We start from the raw sequence: 19,528 nt of genomic DNA on the forward strand, positions 1-19,528 counted from the left end.
GTTACATTGGATTCGGAGCGCGGAGTACGAGATTGCTTTCGCGCTCCGCGTTTTGGTACAGATCATTTTGCATTACCCTCTTTACTTTCATTTTTCTTGATTTTCAGTTGATATAGCAAGTCAGCTTGTTGCTGTTCCTTATATTCACGCATGATACGATCCCATTCATTGTTTTTCCCATAACCGGATTCTTCCGAGCCGGTTTCTTTTGATAAAATACCGGCACCGACTAATTGTACCAAGTTCGATACCAATTCGGCTGCATTTTGGTGGACGTATGGAACTGCCCACGAAAAGATTTTCAAATTGAGGAATTTGGTAAGTTGGCCTTTTTCTGTTCCATATCCGTGCAGGAACAGCCGTTTCATTTTGTCTATTGATTCGTCAAATTCCTTGCAGTCAATCATGGCTTTTTCCAAAGATGGTGAATAGATCAGCTTGATAGCAACACCCGGCAAATCTCCTGACTTTACTTCGGGAGGCATGACAACAAAACTCCCCATAAAAATCATTTTAAGTAATGTATTAATTTGAAGTTCAAATGATTGCGATGCTTCGGGACGATTCATAAAGCCTGCATCATCATCCTTCCCCATAGTGATAGCTTTTACCGCACCATACATATCTCCCTGAATCTCAACATCTTCACCTTTAAGTAACATGATCGGAAATGCGTATGCCATATTGTTTTGACACAAATGGGAAATAGCCAGTTCGTACTTGTCGATATTATCTTGTGAAAAGCTCCAGCAGGCACCGTGTTTGTCCCGATAATATACAACCGGACATTCGGCAAATCCATGATCGTGTTCTTCCACTAATGTATATCCTTCAATACCGAAATACTGTTTCACTTTGTTTATTGCTCCGACTATTCCCCTTTTATCCTGACGGTAACGGTACATTTTTTTATTGTCCCACACTTCCACCCAAGAAATGAGTTCCTTTCCCTCTTCGTCATAGTCGCTGTATCGCCGGGCAAACAGTGTCATTTGACCGGTTATGGAGTCGTAGTGAGGATAAAGAGTGTCACCATCAAAATAGGAGAGATTCTTGGTGAACACCTTGCCTTCATTCATATAAAATACGATTGCTGCATCTCCCGTTATTTTTACACTTTTGGCATATTCGTAAAATGCAATCTCCATATTCTTATCCAGCCACCCTTTTTGAAATTCGAGAAATATTTCCCGTGAACTTTCATCGACTTTGGTATCGGTCAGCTCATGATGAATGTCATTGCCACATAGATGTACAAGCTGTTGAATGGTGATTATCATCTGAAAGGGAAAAGAGGCACGGAACACTTTTTCTCGGAAGAACCGTTTCTTTTCTTCGTCATATTTCAGTCTATCCGGGTAAAACAATTCCGAATTGATCTTGTGCCCTGAAGGATAAAACTCACGGATAAAATCAGCCTGCGAAATGAGCTGCCATGTCAGCCTATCACTATTGTTTGTGAACGATGCGTTTCTTAAATCGCTCGTAATCCTGCCTTGCAAGTAACCTTCGGGAGTAACCCTTGCAAAAGGCTTTTTTGTAAGAATCTCTGCTATCATATTAATCCTAAACCTTTTATGTGTTTGCGTTTATGTTTAATTTCAAAAATCATTCGCATAAGCAATGCTTCTATGAAGTCGGGAGAATGGCCCACTAATTTTTTCATTATGATCTTCTTGATAATAGTCCAGCCTTTCTCTTCACTGTCTTCATCCTTTCGTATCGCTTTCCTTTCCTTGTCGAGAATCTGTCTAAGAGGAACTTTTTCAAACCCTTTGCCGGAGAACTTGCGTTCAAGAAGAGTCGGTTCAATAGAAACCTCCCGGTTGATAATTTTTTGTGCGAACAGATATGCCGCTTGTGATTTTAAATTCGCATAGATGTATTTGAATTTCTCTTCCACGGCTTCTTTGTTGTTGAATGGGATTGCATTCGGGAAAAAGCCTTTGAATATTTGTCCGAGTCCGTTAAGGTCATAGGTGAAGCATTCTTCTCTTACATGCCATTCTTCCAGCATCGCTTTTACGGTATCGACTGTTTTCTTGCTGTCAAGTTTGCAAACAAATATGTCTCTTATATGCCATCCTTCCCACAGCCACATGACAAGACTGTCGCCACCCTCAAATGCCGCATCACATGATACCCGGCGTATTCCATCACCTATCTGCATGGAATTGCGGTATAAGGCTTCCATGTGAGTCAGCTTTATTATATCATCTCCGGCAGCTTTGTATTTCCAGTTACCGTCAAGATCGCGTGCGCGTTGTTCGTCTGACTGGTTGACAAGGTTAGCCAAATAGGTCGGATCAGAAGACATCAGTTTTACATTATCGGAAAGTTTTGCTTCAATAAAAGTAACCGACTTGATAAACAGTTCTTGTGGTGTGCCATATTGCTCATACTCCGGCTTCCAGTAGGCGTGTATAATATCCTTGCATTGCTCATATACTTCCTCACGGGTATCTCCCCAATATATACCTGAAACATTGTCCCCGTCCATAAAACAATACCGGACTCTGCCATCACGTTCCGGGATTGGAAGACCATCTTCTCCGATCCACCAGTCAATGAATTTTGCAACCCAGCTGTCAGGATCAGGGTTACATGTTCCGATAAAGCGGTTACGGATATGAAAGGCGTTACGGTTACAAGTGATAAGGTATTTGAATTTGAGATATTCCATGTGGGTTATTTCATCCACACCTATATATGCGAACTGTTTACCTTGAAAACGCTTTTTGAAATCGTCAAGTGTGTCAGCATGATAGCTGAATTTTAAAAATCCACCTTTATAGAAATTCCAGCGCATGTCGTTTTTGGACTTGTTGTATTCCCCAAAATCATCATATAAGGTGGATGATGTTTCTACCATATCAGAGAGATCGTCTATCTCATGCCGGAGAAGCACAGAACGGAAGTTTTTATTTTTTATATCTTTCAATGTTTCCATAAGAAGAGTAAAAGTTTTACTTCCTCCACGGCATCCCCCACAGATGGTAATATCAGCCGGGGTGGAGAGCATGTTTTCCTGCCCTCCACCTTGTGCGATTATCTTATTCGGATTAGGAATTTTCCTATCCGCGTCCCTTAACATTTGGATATATTCATAATCAAGCACCAAACTGGCATTAACCGTTTTTATTCCACTATATTTCTCCATAAAAAGAAAACCGATCCTCACATTACACATGTGGAGACCGGCCTATAAGCTCTGATTCTAATATTGCAGTACAAAAATACGCATAAAGAGTATTATTTTCTACATTTTAATAGAAAATAATATCAAAAATGTTTTGAGAAAAGAAATCCAGTACATATATTTGCAACGAAAACATGGAGTATGATAAAAATTAGTGCGGATAAAGATGCAGATCAAAGGGAAATATACAACAAGATAGTTTTATGTCCGATATGCGGTCAGAAACTAACTGATATAAGCTATGTCAATGGTGTTGTTATATTGAGAGTGAAGTGTCGTAGATGCAAGAACTACATAAATGTGGATATTGTGGGTACAAAGTAGTTTTCAGGATAATATCGCGGAGTGGAGCAGCTGGTAGCTCGTTGGGATCATAGCCCAAAGGTCATTCGTTCGAGTCGAATCTCCGCAACAATAGTTGGAGTTGCCGCATTGTTTCTCCCTTCGATGTGGCGTATAGGGATAAAGGGAGAATATGGAAAGATGGCAGACGTGGTGTATGCGCCGGACTGAAAATCCGGTTAAGGTGATTCGATTTCATCTCTTTCCACAAAACCTATACGGTGTGGTTCAATTCCCACAGGTACGCTGAAATGGGGTATCGCAGGTTAGGTGAGTATAGGTATATTGTCCGGTTAGCTCAATTGGTAGAGCAATACACTGTTAATGTAAAGGTCGGTAGTTCGATTCTATCACCGGGCGCAATGAAGCGGAGATAGTTCAGTTGGAAGAACGTCAGATTCCAAACCTGATTGTCGGGGGTTCGAGTCCTTCTCTTCGCGCATATTGAGATATGGTGTAATGGCAACACAGCAGATTTTGGTTCTGCTATTCAAGGTTCAAATCCTTGTATCTCAACAAATGGCGTATTCGACTAACGGTTAGGTCGTCACCTTTTCACGGTGGAAACCAGAGTTCGATTCTCTGATACGCTACACAGAATGAATAACGTCCGAAATACAAGGGAAATGCGGTGGTTTCACCGAGACATCTTGTAGGTCGCATATTGGAAGTATGGGTGAGTGAACGATACCACCTCTTTGCTAAAGAGGCAAGCTGAAAGGCTTCGGAGGTTTGAATCCTTCTGCTTCCGCAAAACGGGTAGTTACCGAAGTGGCAAACGGGATAGACTGTAAATCTATTGGCTTTCGTCTTCATTGGTTCGAGTCCAATACTGCCCACTATTAAATGGAAAATAAGACCAAAGAGTCAGATTGATGCAAAAAGCATTGTCTGACTCTTTTTTTATTCAACATAAACACAAAATAAACACGATGGAACAAGAAAAAATCTTATCCACATTAAGTGAGAAACTTGGAGAAACCAGTTTTTCACCGCAGACATTACAGACGTATGTAGAACTTAATCCCATAGCCGAAGGTTCGGAGCCTGACGAGGCTTATTGGAACAAGGCTGTGAATTTTCTGAAAGGGATGCAAGGACAGTACAACCATGATGTCGCAACCAGAGTTGAGGACTTTAAGAAAAACTATAAGCCCCAACCGACTCCCCCGACACCTCCAACTCCACCGGTACCACCGAAAAACGATGATGAACTGGAGAAGAAACTGAAAGAACTGGAAGCACGTTTAGACGCGGAAGACAGCAAAAAGGTTCAAGCTGATTTGTTGAAGAAGGTTACGGCTGCAATGAAGGCCAAACAAGCGAATGATGATTATGTGTTGAGCAAGACCTTACAAGGGGTAACTTTCGATACCAAGAAAACTGTGGATGAACTGGTTACTGAATTTCTGCCGAAATATGATGCAGAATATAAGGCGTGCAGGGGTTATGGCACCGCCCCAAGAACTTCTGACGGTTCAGGTGGAACACAACACAATGCAGCCAGCAGATACTTTGAACGTAAAGGCAAGAAGGAAGGCTGGAAGAAGAATTGAAATTATTAACTCTAAAACAATAAATGTATGGGAACAATGGGTAACACGTTTGATGTGAACACCGTGAAATACGGACATGCCCGTAAAGTGTGGCGTGAAATCCGTCACCGTTATCCGGGCGGTGGTATGGTGAGCAACATTTCCGATTGGGTTGCGGTTGGCAAGATTCCTGCCGGTACAGCTGTGAAGTTTGATCTTTCAGGTAAGACATTCACCGCTTATACGGATGCACAGATCAAGGCGGCTGAATCAGATATTACCACTCTTGGCATTAATGGTTATTTGCAAGAAGATATTCTTGTAGCCAGTGGCAACACAAAGGCCAGTGGGACAGTAGTCTATGCCGGAGAGATTTATCAGTACATGTTTGACGAAGAAGTGGTCGCTATCCTGCAAAAGATTACTACACTTCCTCAAATTGTATGGGTGCAGTAAAAGAATTTGAAAACAACATTTAAAATACGACAATTGTATGAATACACTTCCTATTGATTTGTACAAGGTTATCGAGTATGGGCTTGGTGGGGACACTTGGCAAGAATTTATTGACCGTTACAAGGAGAAGTATGACCTACTTCAAATTGATGGTTTTGAATTTGAAGCAACCAAGTTGGATTATACTTTCTCCCAGCTTATTACGAGCCTCGGCGTGAAAACGCTGCCAGCTTACGTTGATCCGGAAAGTCCGGGTTATGAAGCTGCATTGGGAGAACTCGAAGGAAGGACGGGTAATATCCCGACTCAAAAGAAGTTCTACCGTTTGAACCGTGTGACTGTGAGACAACAATTGCAGCTGTTGCAACGGGTAGGCATGTCCGCATTGACGGAAGAGATGCAGAATGTGTTCTTGGGCTTGCTTGATGAAAGTGCTGACGGTCTTATCGGATCGTACTACAATGCGCTTACTCACCAGCGAATGAGAATTGTTTCCACGGGTAAGTTCACTATTGATACTGATAACAACCCACGTGGTTTGAAGGGTATCACTATTGACTTTAATATCCCTGAAAACCATTATCAAGTATTGGCCGGCACAAGCCGCTGGTGGACTAAGGATGAACATATTCCGGCAAATCAAGGCTCTGCCTCTGATCCGATTATGGATGTAAAGAACAGAGTGAAAGAGATTCGCCGCAAATATCATTATTTGGGCAAGATCAGGATGGAGCTGGCGCAGGACTTATGGGATGATTTAATGACTCATACCACGGTTCTTAAACGTATCGGCCATTCCCTCTATCCGACTGTGACGGATGATAGTACGGTTATTGCCAATGCACAGAATGAAGATGAAGACCGCCTGAAAGCCATTTTCAAGAAACTGGTTAAGGTGGATGAAATCGTGCCACGTGACAGCTATGCTTTTGTTGACAAGCCCGGTAAGGATGCGGACGGACAACCTGATCTTATCACTGAACAAGTGGAGAACTTCAAGGCCACCAATATTGCCTTTATACCAGTAGGTCAGATCGGTACTATTCAAGGTGTGGAGCCTTTGACTTTGGGATATGAGGCAAACAAGGTTGCTTCTTATGACGGTGGACGCTTGAAACTGACACAGAGAGCCAATCCTGAAACACATTCAATCTATATTGAAAGTGAAGCCGCCCAAATGTGTGTGCCGAGAATGCCACAGTATATGTTCATCTCTACTGTAACTGTGTAATTCTTAAATTCATGCAAGAATGAATGAGGAACTTTCTCATACGGAAGATATGACCATTGAGGACTTTTTGAGTGGCGCAACTGCTTATGAAATAGCGGACAACGCCCTCAAAAGGGTTCTTGTCAAGCGGAAAATCGCTTTTGGAACAATGGTAAGTGAACTGACCGAAAGGCAGCTTGATCTTGCCACTGCCGATATTTACATGTGGTGTGCAAGCACTCCAAGCAGTAAGAATGATACCGAAGACAGTGACGGGGGATGGAAGCATAAGGAAGGTGGTTGGCAGACCAGTGCATACGACAAGCGGCAACTCCGTGAAATGGCGAAAGAACTGTATGAGAAATGGGATGAAGAAGTTGTAAAGGGCACTAAAATCAGAATAGTCAATTTTTGAGTATGAAAGTAAATAATCCACGGCATCCGCACAAATGTACTGTTTACCGAATTATAGGTGAGGATTCTTTCAGTGATGGTGAGAAGGTGATCTTGTATGAAGGTATATGCCGAAAGGAAGGTAGTACAAATTTGCGGACATTCAAAACCGATAATGTGATAAAGAGCGATTATCTGTTGAGCCTTCCCGGAATTGTTGAAGGAATATTGGCCGGTGATCTGATAGATGTCACGGACAGACAAGGCACTTTCACTCAATGTATGGTTACTGATAGCTATGCCGGAAATTTGGGAACAACTGTGTATTTCAATCTTGCAAAAAATTAACGCATGGATAACCGGAGCAATGAAGTATTGTTTGATGAAGGAATAAGGAAGGCAAAGGAGCTTGTTTCAGGATATATCTTTGATGTCTTGACTAAATGCTGTGAAGAACTTATCCAAGATGCACTTGATAACAAGTCAGGCTTTCGGAATCTTACGGGTAATACAATAACCAGTTATGCGTGCGGATTATTCATGGACGGTAGATTTTCCTATTTCGTTTGTAGTGGAGATTCAATGAAACAACCGGTGAGAGTAAAGCTGACTAAAGGTGAAACATTTGTAGGTGTCAGTTATGATAATCAGAACAGACGTTTTACTGGAACAATAGAAACTGATAAAGGTTATGGCGAAGCATTCTCCTTTGATTTCTTGAAAAGATATAAGTCGGAATCACGTAAAGGATTTGAGATAGTAATGTGCACGGGTACTGAATATTCAACCTATTTGGAGAATGTGTTGAATGCAGATGTTCTGACCGGAACATTTCAAAGGGCACAAAATACATTATTCAAGAACTTTAAACCAATGAAATGATGGGACGGACAGTTTATAGACGTATGGATATATTAAAACAAATCGCTGATGCAGTAACCGGCATTGGTGAAAAGGTTTTCATAACAGATCGTCCGGCTGCTGAACAAAAGGCGATGAAGGACTTTGTTGTTATCCGGTTGCCACAAACTATCCAAGATAAAGGAAGTACCTACCAAGACACTTACTGTCAGATAAACGTTTTTGCGCATGATCGCTCAAACGGTATTGAGAATACAGTCCGTTTGGATGAAATGCAAATGGAAGTGGTTTCAAAATTTCCAATAGTGACGGAATTGTTTTCAGCTGTAAGTCCACGATTGCTTCCCGGAGGAAATGACGGACTCGGTTTTCATTCCTTAATAATACAAGCGAAGCTAATAATAAACAAATGACACAAACTTAAAAAGATACGATTATGGCAGAGATTTCTATTACTACCAAACTGGAAGAGTTAAAGGTGCTCTTTAATCAGATGAAGGAGGTTTATTATGTGTCCAAAGTCAATAGTGACCTCGCAACTTTAGCGGCTTTTGATATGGAGCTGCCGGTACTCTCTGACGGAGTTACATTTGATACCGGAGCTGCCGATGTTTCCAAGATCAAGTTGACAACCGGAGCAACTTGGACTTCTATTGCTAATGCTGGAGATTCCGATATTCAGTTTCAAGTACCTTCCGTGGCAGGAAAGATCAATGACTTGTTACTGAACAAGAAAGCGGAAAAGGTGACTATGACTGCTACCATTGATGGTGAGACTTATGAAGGTGAAGGTTACAATATCGAACCGAAGAAAGTAATCGGAGGACTCTTCATGCGTAGTGAAGACCGTCAAACAGCCTTGTTCTTACCGAATGTTGAGGGGTATAGCAACTTCGTCAGCGAGCAGGATAAGCCGGGGTACTTTAATGTATCTGTTTCTCCGTTGAATGATGCTAAGGGTGCCTCTATTTACATTTTACGTAAAAAAGTGTCCGAATAAAAAACTTAGGATATAACACTTTGCAAAATTCATATCAGCGAAAAGGTGGTGAGCTACTTGATACCGGCCACCACCTTTTTTCGTATAAAACACGATAAAATATGACAAAGAAGAATGACATAACACTTCCTACACCGGAGGATGAAAGGCTATTGAATGATGTGTTGGAAGACAGTGTGGACTATGTGGAAGTCCGAGGAAAGAAATATGGTATTTCATGGCTGAAAAGAGGGACTATACGCAAATTCACCAGTACCATGCAGAAATCGGGGAATGATGATAAGATCAGTTGCCAATGTGCAGCCGCTATCATTTTGAACGGATATTGGAAGATCAAGTTCTTCTATCCTTTCTTGTGGCGATGGTTCTTTTATATCAAACAATATGGAGATCATGAGCTGATGAAGGTTATAGCCGTCGGCAAAAAAAAAATTCCAGTGGAAGACTACTTGACTGCTACCATATATCTGACCGCGATGAAGGACACGATGATGACAATGACAAAAGAGGAAGCAGAGCATATCCTTCACGAACCAGCTACGGACAAACGTGGGAAATAGGCAAGTCCTATCCGTGGCTGACAGAGCCTTTGAGAGTATTTGGGATTCCAATAAGCAAGCCCTTGTTTGGTATTTATTGGGTACTTACAAATGCACAAATTGAACTATTGGCAATGGATGTGTCTATTGTGGTTACAGATTGTGACAAGGACAACAAGGAAAAGAAGCACGATACGAAGAACTTCAAATCCCCTTCCGTAAGCGAAATAGAGGATGCTGCCAAACGCTGGAAAAATAAGTATGGCAATGGAGAAACAGCAATTAACATTAATGATTATAAGTAGCACAAACACAATAATATATGGCTGATCTCGGTAATTTATATTTTGATATACTGTTCCGTGATAAGACAGCGGAACAACGTAAAAAATTGAAAGCGGAAATCACCAAAGACTTGCAGGCAAAACTTGATGTGGGTTTTGACAAGAAGAAGTTGGTTGGTGATATGAAGACTTTGCTTCAAAGTGAGAAGTTTAAGATCAATGTGGTAGTGGATAAGGCCAGTACCACACAAGCTGTCCGTGCCGCCTTGCAAGCCGCCGGGTTGAATACAAACTTTACAGCAAGTGATTTACGCGCCGCCAAAGCCGCAGCCATTCAAACCAAAGCGGAGGCTTCTGCCGCAGCCGCACGTGAGCTTGCGCGACAAAGAGCCGCCCGTGCCGCCAAAGCGGAACTGGATTTGGCTAATGCCCGTGAGAGATCAGCCAATGCAGCAAGGCGGCACATGACAGCCACTCTCAATATGAATGGAGCAATGAACAGCCAGTTGAGTATTGTCGGACAATTAAGAAATGAATTTTTGGGGCTATACTCCATTTATGCGGCACAAAATTTCTTACGTGCAGTGGTTGATATTGGTGGTGAGTTGGAGAATCAGAAAATTGCAATGGCCTCTATCCTGCAAGATGAAGGCAAAGCTACAACCATATTCAATCAGATTAAGAAACTGGCTGTTGCTTCTCCGTTCGGGGTTATGGATTTGAATCAGTATGCCAAGCAACTTTCTGCATATTCTATACCATACAATGAATTGTATGATACCATGAAAAGGCTGGCTGATATATCAGCCGGTGTAGGTGTTGATATGGGGCGTATCATATTGGCCTTCGGTCAGATAAAGGCTGCTAAATTCTTGAAAGGAACAGAATTGCGGCAATTGACGGAAGCGAACATTCCTATGGTGGATAAACTGGCCGAGCGATTCAGTAAGTTGGAAGGCCGCATTGTCAGTGCCGGTGAAGTGCTTGATATGATCTCGAAAAAGAAGGTTACGTTTGAGGACGTAAAAGATGTTCTTTGGGAACTTACGGATGATGGTGGCATGTTTCATAACATGCAGGAAGTTCTTTCAGAATCAGTCAAATCCAAATGGAAGAACTTGGCTGATGCGATTGACATTATGCTTGGTGATATTGCGGAGTCAATGGGTAGTACATTGAAATGGACTGCCGAAAGCCTTACCACCCTTGCTCAAAATTGGAAAGAAGTTGTACCTTTTATAACAGCGGCCACAGCTGCGTTTGGAACATATCGGGTTGCGGTTTATGCAGGATCACGTGCCATGGGAGTGGCAAATGCTACATTAATAAAAGGAACACTCGCAGCTAAACAGAAAACAGCAGCGGATTTAGTGATGGCTTCCAATTACCGCACTTTAACTGCCGCTGAAAAAGGATTGATTGCTTCAAGAAATGCTATGACTACCGCAGAATGGAGGACATTGGCTGTTAGTGGCGCATTGAACAAAGAACAAGCGTTGAGGTTGATAACACTTGGGAAAATTAAATCAGGTCAGGCAGGACATATTACCCAATTACTTAATATATCAAAAGCTGAACTTCAAGTGGCTATGTCAGCTGGAAAAGCTCGTGTGGCAATGACAATGCTTAGTTATGGAGCCAAACAAGTTTGGACTGCTTTTAAGGGTTTGTTCAATCCATACATGTATTTGTTCGCTGGACTTTTTGCCATTACTGAATTATGGTATAAGTCCGGGCAAAAGGCTGACGAAATGAACGAGCGTATTTCCGAGCTGACAACAAGAGCACAAGACGGTTTCAAGAATTTAACGAAAGAAGCTCAAAAATTTGCTGATGTTGATCCTTTTAAGGCGAATGATGCCTCACTGATTTCTTCTATTGAAGAAATGAAAACAGCATTAAAGGATTATTCTCCAGTTTGGGCAGACACTTTTAATGAAACGTTTAAGACTGATGATGAAGGAAATACGGTTAAAAGCCTTGCAGAACAATATATATTGCTTCGGAATGCTTTGAATGATACAAAAGAGGCTTATAAATTGTTGAATGCCATAAGAGGTACATCTGAATATGCGAATGATGCTACTGATGGTTATTTTGACGAAAGCTTTAGTGAAAATATTGAAGACTACATCAAGGCAGAGAAGCATATAGACAAGATTATAGACCGTATGGCTGGTAGCTATATAGAGTATTATACTGCCATGCAGAAAGTTATAGCCAAGTATGATGATTTTGCTAAAGTCGCTTCGGGCAAATCATTGAAAGAGCAGTTGGATATAATCAAAGAATATCCCAAGGCATTAGCCAGTTTGAATAATGAGTTACCCTTCACGGGAGGATATAGGGATGATATTTTTCAGCTACGGAAGGCATGGAAAAACTCTAAACGTGTTTTTGAGGAAGAAGTATCACCGGATATGCAGAGTTTCATATCTGAATATAAGTCACGATTACAAGCTGCCGGTTGGAATTTAGACAATTTGAGTGACGCTCAAAGAATAGCTATCGGTTTGGATATAAGTTCTTTCTTGGATCAATTTAAAGAAATGCCGGTAGATATACGAAAATTTCTTAATGGTGAGATTCTTGAAAAGCAATTCAATATCAAGATTAATGCTGAATATACGGAAACTATTCAGAGCTTGTCAGACTTGCAGAAAAAGTTCAATGAAGCCACAGATGGGCAATTTGAAGCCCAAATAAAGGTTTCTACGGATTCAGAGAAAATTATTGAAGGAGTACAAAAAGCGTATAAGGAAGCTAAAGAGACAACAAATCAATTGAAGCCGGTATTGATTAAAGCCGGAATAGATTTGTCAGGTATTGGAGCTATTGACTTGTCAAAACTTCCCGACTGGCAGAAGCAAATTGTATCAGATTATAAAAAGGCTTTCGATACAATGCAAGCCGGTGAGAAAGGAGCTAAAGAAATCGGTTTTTCCCTCACTGATCCAAATAAGGATAAGAGCAAAAAGGATGCCTTTGCCGAAAGATTGAAAGAACGGGTAAACTTACTAAAGGAGGCATATTCTGAATATAAGAAGTGGACTGACATTGTTGGAAAGGGAGAAGCTGCCAGCAAGGTTAAAGAATCGGGTATTTTTGATTCCTTATTTAAAGGTAAAGAACCGGTGGATATTGGAAATTATCGAGATGAATTGAATAAGATTCTTAACCAGCTTGACGATAAGACTAAAGAACGTAGGGAATTGAAAGTTTCTATACGGAAAGTTCTTTTGGATATTGATGCCAATGCTATGAAAGAAGCTTCGGATAAGGCCGCAAAGGAACTTGAAAGGTACGTGTCTGATGTTTCAAAGAAATGGGATATATACAAGCAGCTTGTCAATGCCGGTGCAAGTAAGAAGGATGCTTCTTTATACGCTTTCGGAGTATTGTCTGAATATGAGAAGAAATCCGAGGAATTAGCTGAAAAGGTAACTAAGAAAATGAAGGATAAAGGGGTATATATACCTTTGACTTTCACCGAACAAGAGGCCACAGAATCACTTGGAGGTAAAGACAGTGTTTTGTATAAACAGTTTTTCAGTGCATGGAAGGAAGCTAAAGAAGCTATTGAAAAAGATAGTTTGGAAGTAAAGCTGAAAGAAGTTACTGCCCTCAACAAATACAAATCTATCGCTGAAAAGATACGGGACTTAAGCGAGAAATATGCTCCCTTAACCGGCACCTTCATTGGTGAAAATAATGAACTTGTTGGGAATGTTGAAGGCATGACTCCCGGACAGAAAGCTCTTTTTACCGAATATAAGGAGGAACTGGCAAAACTAAGGGGACAACTGCTTGAACTTCTTCCGGTATGGGAACAGATATTTGGAGATCAGACCTATAAATCATACGGACAGATACAGCAAGCATCCGATTATGCGCAACAGATTATTGATAATGCTTCTGTAACTAAAAACAAGAATGGAAAGCCAACAGCTTTTACTTCTTGGTATTTGGATGAGAATGGTAAACGGATTGATGTTTCAGGAGAATATTCTCAAATTGAGAAGTTAAAGAAAGCCATACAAGACTTATATAAGGCCGGATTACAGAAGAATCCGTTTGCCACTCTCATAAAAAATATTCGTTCTTTATTCTCCAGTGGAGATAAAGATGAAAAGGGTACCATAGAAAAAATTGCAGCCATAGGAGAAAGTGCCGCTGAAAGTGCTGATCTTGTCGGCAATTTTGCAGGACAGATGTCTTCCATGTTCGATGCTTTGGGCAATGAGGGTATGGCCGACACGATGGGTAATGTGCAGGATGCCATGTCTTCTATAAGCAATATCGGGCAGGGATTCGCCAAAGGTGGAATAGTTGGTGGTATTGCTGCCGCTGCCGGTGAAGCTGTAAACTGGATTGGGAAGATAGCACAAGCACATGACAAAAAGCTTGATAAGGCTATTGAAAAAAGTAAACTTCGTGCTCAACAGTTGCAGTATATATACGAACAGATTGACGGTATTCTTGAACGTTTCTTGGGCAGTGGCACGGAACTAAAACTTGTAGATGCAGAAAATGACCGTACCCGGTTGAATCAATTAAATAATCAGATTGAGGCAATACGCAATAAGGGGAAGATCAACATCTTCGATTTGATGTCTTTGCAGAAATATAAGCAGGAAGCGGAAAAACTTCAAAAACGTGTTTCGGCATACGATGAAGGCGGTGCATACGGGTATCAACGTGCCTTGATGCAAGAACAACTTTCAGAATTGGAGAAACAGCGGCAAGCCGAAATTGACAAGAAGAAGACGGATGATAGCAAAGTGGCTGATTATGAGAATCAGATTGCGGAGATGAAACAGCAAATAAAGGATTTTGCCGAAGAAACGGCTGAATCTCTTTATGGCATTAATTTGAAAGACTGGGCTTCGCAGTTGGGAGATGCCTTGTATGAGGCATGGCAGAAAGGCGAGGATGGTGCCGAAGCTTTCAAAAATAAGGTTGCCGACATTATGGGTGATGTTATGAACTCCATTCTCAAAATAAGTATTTTGGAACCGGCCATGCAACAGCTTCAAAAGATGCTTTTTGGTGAGGATGGAATGAGTGGTTATTTCGGCAAGGATTTCTCTCTTGACGAAAAGGAGTTGGAAAGTATTGCGGACTATCTAATGGGGGTAAGTGAGAAAACCGATGATTACTATTCCATGCTTGACAAACTGAATAACTATATGGAAAAGAAATATGGTATCAGTATGAAGGAAGAGGAAGAAGACAGTGGAAGTGGTTTATCTAAAGGCATACAGAATGTTACTGAAAATACCGCTAACCTTTTGGCTTCTTATATAAATGCAATCCGGGCTGACGTGAGTGTTAAACGGGAGTATGTGCGCAGATTGGTTGAAGAATTGTTCCCGGCCTATAATGTAATAGCACAAGCACAATTACAACAACTGACAATGATACAGATAAATACAGCAAAGAATGTGGAATTTGTGGAAGAAATCAGGGATATACTACATAGGAATATAAACGGTGTAAACAAGTTTAATATATGATTATGAACAGATTGAATAGTGAATTGAGAGGTCATGCCGTATCGTATGGCCTCTGCACACAATGGCAAGGTGACTGGCAAAACAATAAAAGCCAGCAAGAATTGATCGGAATGTATATACGGGGCATTGATTTTTGTATTGAACACGATTATCCGACGGTGGAATATATAAAAGGCAATTTTGACCGGAGTCTGCTTCATCAAAACCATATTTTTGTTGATGAACCAGTGATCGGAGGCGACAATGGTGTATATGTACTGAACGGTAAATGTTCAGGTAAACTTTCTTTCGGTAAATTTACAGTTGTTACTCTCCATTTGCGGCATGATAGTGAATTGACTCTTGAAGTGGAGGATTGTGCCAAAGTTTTTGTAAGTGTATATGATCGGGCTAAACTACATGTAAGGCAAAGCGATGTGGCTAAAGTTTATGTATATGTTCATGGTGGAAACTGTAAAATAGAATCCGAAGGCAATGTTATGGTAAGATATAAAAAGAATGGGGACTAACACGTTTTCTGCAATATATTTATTTACAGTATTTTATATTTCCAAATTATTTGAACGGTATCATAAATTGCAACCAACATCTCGTCACAATACGGTAGATACGTGCATTATTTATATTGTGTCTAAATTTTAGAGTAAATATAACTATTTTTAGTTACCGATTCTTACCGTTTGTTACTGATGTTTACCGAATTTATTTTATTGATTTTTAGGTTGTTGTATGGTGAAAATATCGTTTCTATATTTGTGTCGGAAACAATGCTATTAGGTTCATTACGTGGTTGTCATGAACTGGAGTAAAATATTATAGGGCATTCTCTTTGAGGCAGACAACCACATTAGGCTTCATCGGGATTTGCCCTTTCTCTTTACTATTATGTCAAGCGTGACTATTATATTAAGGAGGGTTCAGTAGGTACGAGTAATGGCGTATTGGGGTTCGATTCCCTACCTACTACAAGATCGGACAAAATAATTCCCCAAAAGCGGAGATGTCCGAGCCGCTGATGGGGAAAACATTAACTTTATAGTGCAAAGATATGGAAAATTTTAATCAGTTAATACCTATTGATGAGGGAAAAGGTAAAAAAAGAACAATGACCTCCTTGCAGATTGCAGAAATTACGGGCAAAACTCATTCAAATGTAATGCGAGATATTCGCAATATCCTTGAACAACTGGAAGATAGACGACAATTCAGTTTTGAATTATCATCAAGACCTCAACCTATGCCAAACGGTGGAAGCAAAGAAGTGTCTTGTTACATTCTCACCAAAAAGGATTGCCTTCTTCTCGCAAGTGGTTATGATGCAAACTTACGAGCCAAAATTATTAATCGTTGGGAAGAACTTGAAGAAAACAAGCGTGAGCTTTCCCGTAAAAGGGAGAAATCTTTGTTAAGTAAAATCTAAATTTATAATATGAAAACAAATCAAATTTTTCAATATAATGGAAGCCCTATCACTTTTTATAAAGATGATAATGTAATGGTAAATGCAACAGAAATGGCAAAGCCGTTTGGTAAATTAGTAGGGGATTGGCTTAGATTGAAAGCTACTACCGAGTTCACAGAAGCACTTTCAGCCGATATGCATATTCCCATATCGGCACTAATTCAAGTAGTTAAAGGTGGTAATAGCGAACAAGGCACATGGCTTCACGAAGATGTAGCATTGGAATTTGCCCGTTGGTTATCTCCATCATTTGCTATATGGTGTAATAAGCGTATCAAAGAGTTACTTCAATATGGCATGACCGCCATGCAGCCAACTTTGGAGCAAATGATAAACAATCCCGACCTTGTTATCAGTCTTGCAACACAATTAAAGAACGAGCGAGAAGAGAAGCAACGTCTTGAACAACAGAACGCATTGCAAGAAGAGCAGTTGCTTCAAGCCGCTCCGAAGGTCAGCTATTATGATAACCACTTGCAGAGTGTAAACACCCAGACGAGCACACAAGTCGCCAAGCAGATAGGAATGGATGCCGAAAAGCTGCATAAGAAGCTGAAAGAAATCGGAGTCATCTACCGACAAAGCGGACAATGGTTATTGCATACTCCTTATTCTACTTGGGGACTACACTCTACACGTACACAGACGTACACACGTTCGGATGGCTCGATAGGAACAAATGTTTATACTGTATGGACTACGAAAGGTGTACGTTTTATCATCGCATTATGCGAAAGCGGTTGGGACGTAAAGAAAGCCATAAAGCTGATTAAGGGTGAATTAATACCAGTAGCATAGCGTTCACTATTTATTTCTCTGAAAATTCAGAAGAATCGAGTTTTTGACAATATACTGTAATAAGCAAATTTTAAATCGTCATTTTTCGGTAAAGTTAATGGAATAAACATAGTGGGCAGCAGAAACAGATGGTGCGCTATACAGAAACGATTCTACTAAACAATTCGTAAAAAACTTAATTACAGAGGAAAAACTAAAAGAACGTAATTCCGTTCTTATACAATCAAGAGGTAATTTGCGATTCTTTTCAATACATAACAAATAAATTGGGCTGACTTTGGAGCCAGCCCTACTCATTCATGATTTTATTACTAACTATGTTCACCTAATTTAGTTTGTATTTTTTTTTAAGCTGTTTAGCGTAAGCCTTGGTAGCAGCATAAACTCTACATAGATGGTATAACTTTTCATCAAATGATTTATTATTCCATTTGGAGTCTTCACTTTCAATATCAGCTACTTTCATCAATGAAGAATCATTTTTTTGTATTTCTCTAAGAAATCCCATAGTCGAACTATCATCTTCTTTTAAATATATATATTCAAACACATTTGAAGTTTTTCCTCCAAGTTCATTTTTCCCTTTGACAGATAGTTTTATTACACATAATGAATCTGTATAATACTCTGTACTGGTATTTAATATATCAACATCGTTTCCTACGCTGGAAAACGTATCACTAATTTCAGTTTTAAGCATTTTATATGCTTCTTCTTCAAATGGCGTTTTTGTATTACTACTGCAACTAATAATAAAATATGATATGAACAGTAAAAGTAAAATGTTTTTCATTATTCCATTTCTTTTAAAATTTCACGAACTTCAATAGCTTTCATTCTTTCTATTTTTTCTTTTTCTCTCCGAATAAGGTCATTTATAAATAGACTTACGTTTGGTTGTAGATTTATAAACTCTACCAAGTCTAAATCAAATCTGATAGCCCGAACCTTACTTTTACTCGCAGGTTTTGTTCGATGATACACTCTTTTAGCTTTTTGTTCCTTTTCTATCATATATCTAAATATTTTACACCAAAATAAAAACCTACCACCACCACAAAAAGTACGTATAGTGGTAATAGACATGGCCCTCCGAAAACACTAAAGCAGATCAGAAGAATCACTACTATCCAAACTAAAACTCCTAACATATAATAACCTCTTTTATAATTAAATGCAAAAGTATTAATAAATAAAATTATGACAAATGATATTTTTTATGTTTTTCAACATACACGTGGAAGCAAGTTAGGGGTTGAGTATAATAATCTACTAAAAAATGCTTTTATGGCATTATTTTCTATGATTATATAGAAAATACAATTATATTTGCGTTGAAATAAGATTAAAGTATAAGGCCATAGAGCTTGTTGTGGAGACTAAATATCTCTGCGGCAAGCTCTTTTTTAATATATGTATATGAACGAACCGTATTCTATTTTGATGCAGAAAACTACCGAGAATGCTCCAGTCAAAGACAGCTTGGCGCATTTTGGAATTGTGTGCACAGAATTTCCGTTCAAGCCGGGTGGGGAAACGAAAGATTTACCCAAACGGGATTGGCCGGATGAAGACGGTGAAGATACTTACATACCCGATAAGCTGCTATTAAAGGCATACGACTTGGAAGCCGAGATGTGCTATAAGGGAGATTTGGGTACTGCATACGATAAAATTATGGCCTTTCAAAACTATCTCACGGGAGAAAATGGTGACGGTGCCACCTTGAAAATATATAACTCGCACACGGGTATCGGGCGGCAAGGACTTTACTTACTGGAGGTTGGAGATTTTGAATTTAATAAGTCCAATATGGATGAAGTCTTGACCTTCCCGGTAAAATTCAGAGTAACTGATCCTCGAACTCAAATAATCCCCTCGTATAGTGTTGCGGAACCGACAAAGATAGTTGCATTGGTTGAAAAAGTATAGC

19 protein-coding genes and 8 tRNA genes are annotated in these 19,528 nt (G+C 40.0%); 23 read left to right on the forward strand and 4 right to left on the reverse strand.

Going from position 1 to position 19,528, the window contains the following annotated elements; translation table 11 throughout:
• Positions 1-62: 62 nt before the first annotated feature.
• Positions 63-1,559, reverse strand: a complete 1,497-nt coding sequence (locus DW947_RS10320; RefSeq protein ID WP_119958493.1) for a phage portal protein — start codon at positions 1,557-1,559, stop codon at positions 63-65.
• Positions 1,556-3,190, reverse strand: a complete 1,635-nt coding sequence (locus DW947_RS10325; RefSeq protein WP_117928582.1) for a terminase large subunit domain-containing protein — start codon at positions 3,188-3,190, stop codon at positions 1,556-1,558. Before DW947_RS10325 ends, DW947_RS10320 begins: the two co-directional genes overlap by 4 nt.
• A gap of 348 nt (positions 3,191-3,538) precedes the next feature.
• On the opposite strand from DW947_RS10325, the gene DW947_RS10335 reads away from it, so the two are divergent.
• From DW947_RS10335 to DW947_RS10425, 22 genes are all read left to right on the forward strand, one after another.
• Positions 3,539-3,611 (forward strand) — tRNA-Met (locus tag DW947_RS10335).
• A gap of 65 nt (positions 3,612-3,676) precedes the next feature.
• Positions 3,677-3,749 (forward strand) — tRNA-Phe (locus DW947_RS21585).
• 79 nt (positions 3,750-3,828) lie between these two features.
• Positions 3,829-3,901, forward strand: a tRNA-Asn gene (locus tag DW947_RS10340).
• A 7-nt stretch (positions 3,902-3,908) separates the two neighbouring features.
• Positions 3,909-3,981, forward strand: a tRNA-Trp gene (locus DW947_RS10345).
• A 5-nt stretch (positions 3,982-3,986) separates the two neighbouring features.
• Positions 3,987-4,057: transfer RNA gene (locus DW947_RS10350), tRNA-Gln, on the forward strand.
• Between the two features lie 5 nt (positions 4,058-4,062).
• Positions 4,063-4,134 (forward strand) — tRNA-Glu (locus tag DW947_RS10355).
• A 73-nt stretch (positions 4,135-4,207) separates the two neighbouring features.
• Positions 4,208-4,292, forward strand: a tRNA-Ser gene (locus DW947_RS21590).
• A gap of 6 nt (positions 4,293-4,298) precedes the next feature.
• A tRNA-Tyr gene (locus DW947_RS10360) sits at positions 4,299-4,380 on the forward strand.
• 93 nt (positions 4,381-4,473) lie between these two features.
• Positions 4,474-5,097 carry a hypothetical protein gene (locus DW947_RS10365; protein ID WP_005794419.1) on the forward strand — a complete coding sequence of 208 codons (624 nt, stop codon included), beginning with the start codon at positions 4,474-4,476 and terminating at the stop codon, positions 5,095-5,097.
• Positions 5,098-5,124: 27 nt separating this feature from the next.
• Entirely contained in the window at positions 5,125-5,532 is a 408-nt protein-coding gene (locus DW947_RS10370) for a hypothetical protein (protein WP_004327383.1), read from the forward strand.
• A 37-nt stretch (positions 5,533-5,569) separates the two neighbouring features.
• Complete coding sequence (locus DW947_RS10375) at positions 5,570-6,763, forward strand: hypothetical protein (RefSeq protein ID WP_005794414.1); 1,194 nt, start codon at positions 5,570-5,572, stop codon at positions 6,761-6,763.
• 19 nt (positions 6,764-6,782) lie between these two features.
• Entirely contained in the window at positions 6,783-7,157 is a 375-nt protein-coding gene (locus tag DW947_RS10380; protein ID WP_005794411.1) for a hypothetical protein, read from the forward strand.
• Positions 7,158-7,159: 2 nt separating this feature from the next.
• A complete protein-coding gene (locus tag DW947_RS10385; protein WP_004326777.1) occupies positions 7,160-7,483 on the forward strand; it encodes a hypothetical protein in 324 nt (107 codons plus the stop codon).
• A gap of 3 nt (positions 7,484-7,486) precedes the next feature.
• Positions 7,487-8,017, forward strand: a complete 531-nt coding sequence (locus DW947_RS10390; protein WP_004326776.1) for a hypothetical protein — start codon at positions 7,487-7,489, stop codon at positions 8,015-8,017.
• On the forward strand, positions 8,014-8,409 hold the full coding sequence (locus DW947_RS10395) for a hypothetical protein (protein WP_008775834.1): 396 nt from the start codon (positions 8,014-8,016) through the stop codon (positions 8,407-8,409). The genes DW947_RS10390 and DW947_RS10395 overlap by 4 nt, the downstream gene beginning before the upstream one ends.
• Positions 8,410-8,432: 23 nt before the next feature.
• Positions 8,433-8,996 (forward strand): hypothetical protein, encoded by a 564-nt coding sequence (locus DW947_RS10400; RefSeq protein ID WP_118422667.1) that lies wholly within the window; start codon positions 8,433-8,435, stop codon positions 8,994-8,996.
• 101 nt (positions 8,997-9,097) lie between these two features.
• Positions 9,098-9,556 (forward strand): hypothetical protein, encoded by a 459-nt coding sequence (locus DW947_RS10405; RefSeq protein WP_004326772.1) that lies wholly within the window; start codon positions 9,098-9,100, stop codon positions 9,554-9,556.
• A 113-nt stretch (positions 9,557-9,669) separates the two neighbouring features.
• The gene (locus tag DW947_RS21595; RefSeq protein WP_007854272.1) at positions 9,670-9,840 is read left to right on the forward strand and encodes a hypothetical protein; all 171 of its coding nucleotides are present in this window, start codon (positions 9,670-9,672) and stop codon (positions 9,838-9,840) included.
• Between the two features lie 17 nt (positions 9,841-9,857).
• Complete coding sequence (locus tag DW947_RS10410; protein WP_119958494.1) at positions 9,858-15,335, forward strand: tape measure protein; 5,478 nt, start codon at positions 9,858-9,860, stop codon at positions 15,333-15,335.
• The gene (locus DW947_RS10415; RefSeq protein WP_057087837.1) at positions 15,332-15,844 is read left to right on the forward strand and encodes a hypothetical protein; all 513 of its coding nucleotides are present in this window, start codon (positions 15,332-15,334) and stop codon (positions 15,842-15,844) included. The genes DW947_RS10410 and DW947_RS10415 overlap by 4 nt, the downstream gene beginning before the upstream one ends.
• A gap of 596 nt (positions 15,845-16,440) precedes the next feature.
• A complete protein-coding gene (locus DW947_RS10420; protein WP_005794398.1) occupies positions 16,441-16,755 on the forward strand; it encodes a Rha family transcriptional regulator in 315 nt (104 codons plus the stop codon).
• Positions 16,756-16,764: 9 nt separating this feature from the next.
• A complete protein-coding gene (locus tag DW947_RS10425; RefSeq protein ID WP_057087835.1) occupies positions 16,765-17,595 on the forward strand; it encodes a phage antirepressor KilAC domain-containing protein in 831 nt (276 codons plus the stop codon).
• Positions 17,596-17,920: 325 nt separating this feature from the next.
• Here the strand turns inward: DW947_RS10425 and DW947_RS10430 are convergent, their stop codons facing one another.
• Positions 17,921-18,388, reverse strand: coding sequence for a hypothetical protein (locus tag DW947_RS10430; protein WP_057087833.1), 468 nt, complete (start codon positions 18,386-18,388; stop codon positions 17,921-17,923).
• Complete coding sequence (locus DW947_RS10435) at positions 18,388-18,609, reverse strand: hypothetical protein (protein ID WP_008673420.1); 222 nt, start codon at positions 18,607-18,609, stop codon at positions 18,388-18,390. The genes DW947_RS10430 and DW947_RS10435 overlap by 1 nt, the downstream gene beginning before the upstream one ends.
• Positions 18,610-19,014: 405 nt before the next feature.
• On the opposite strand from DW947_RS10435, the gene DW947_RS10440 reads away from it, so the two are divergent.
• Positions 19,015-19,527 carry a hypothetical protein gene (locus DW947_RS10440; protein WP_007846598.1) on the forward strand — a complete coding sequence of 171 codons (513 nt, stop codon included), beginning with the start codon at positions 19,015-19,017 and terminating at the stop codon, positions 19,525-19,527.
• The last annotated feature ends 1 nt before the right edge of the window (position 19,528 follow it).

The sequence above is a fragment of the Bacteroides sp. AM44-19 genome (genome assembly GCF_003603395.1).
GTDB lineage: Bacteria > Bacteroidota > Bacteroidia > Bacteroidales > Bacteroidaceae > Bacteroides > Bacteroides uniformis.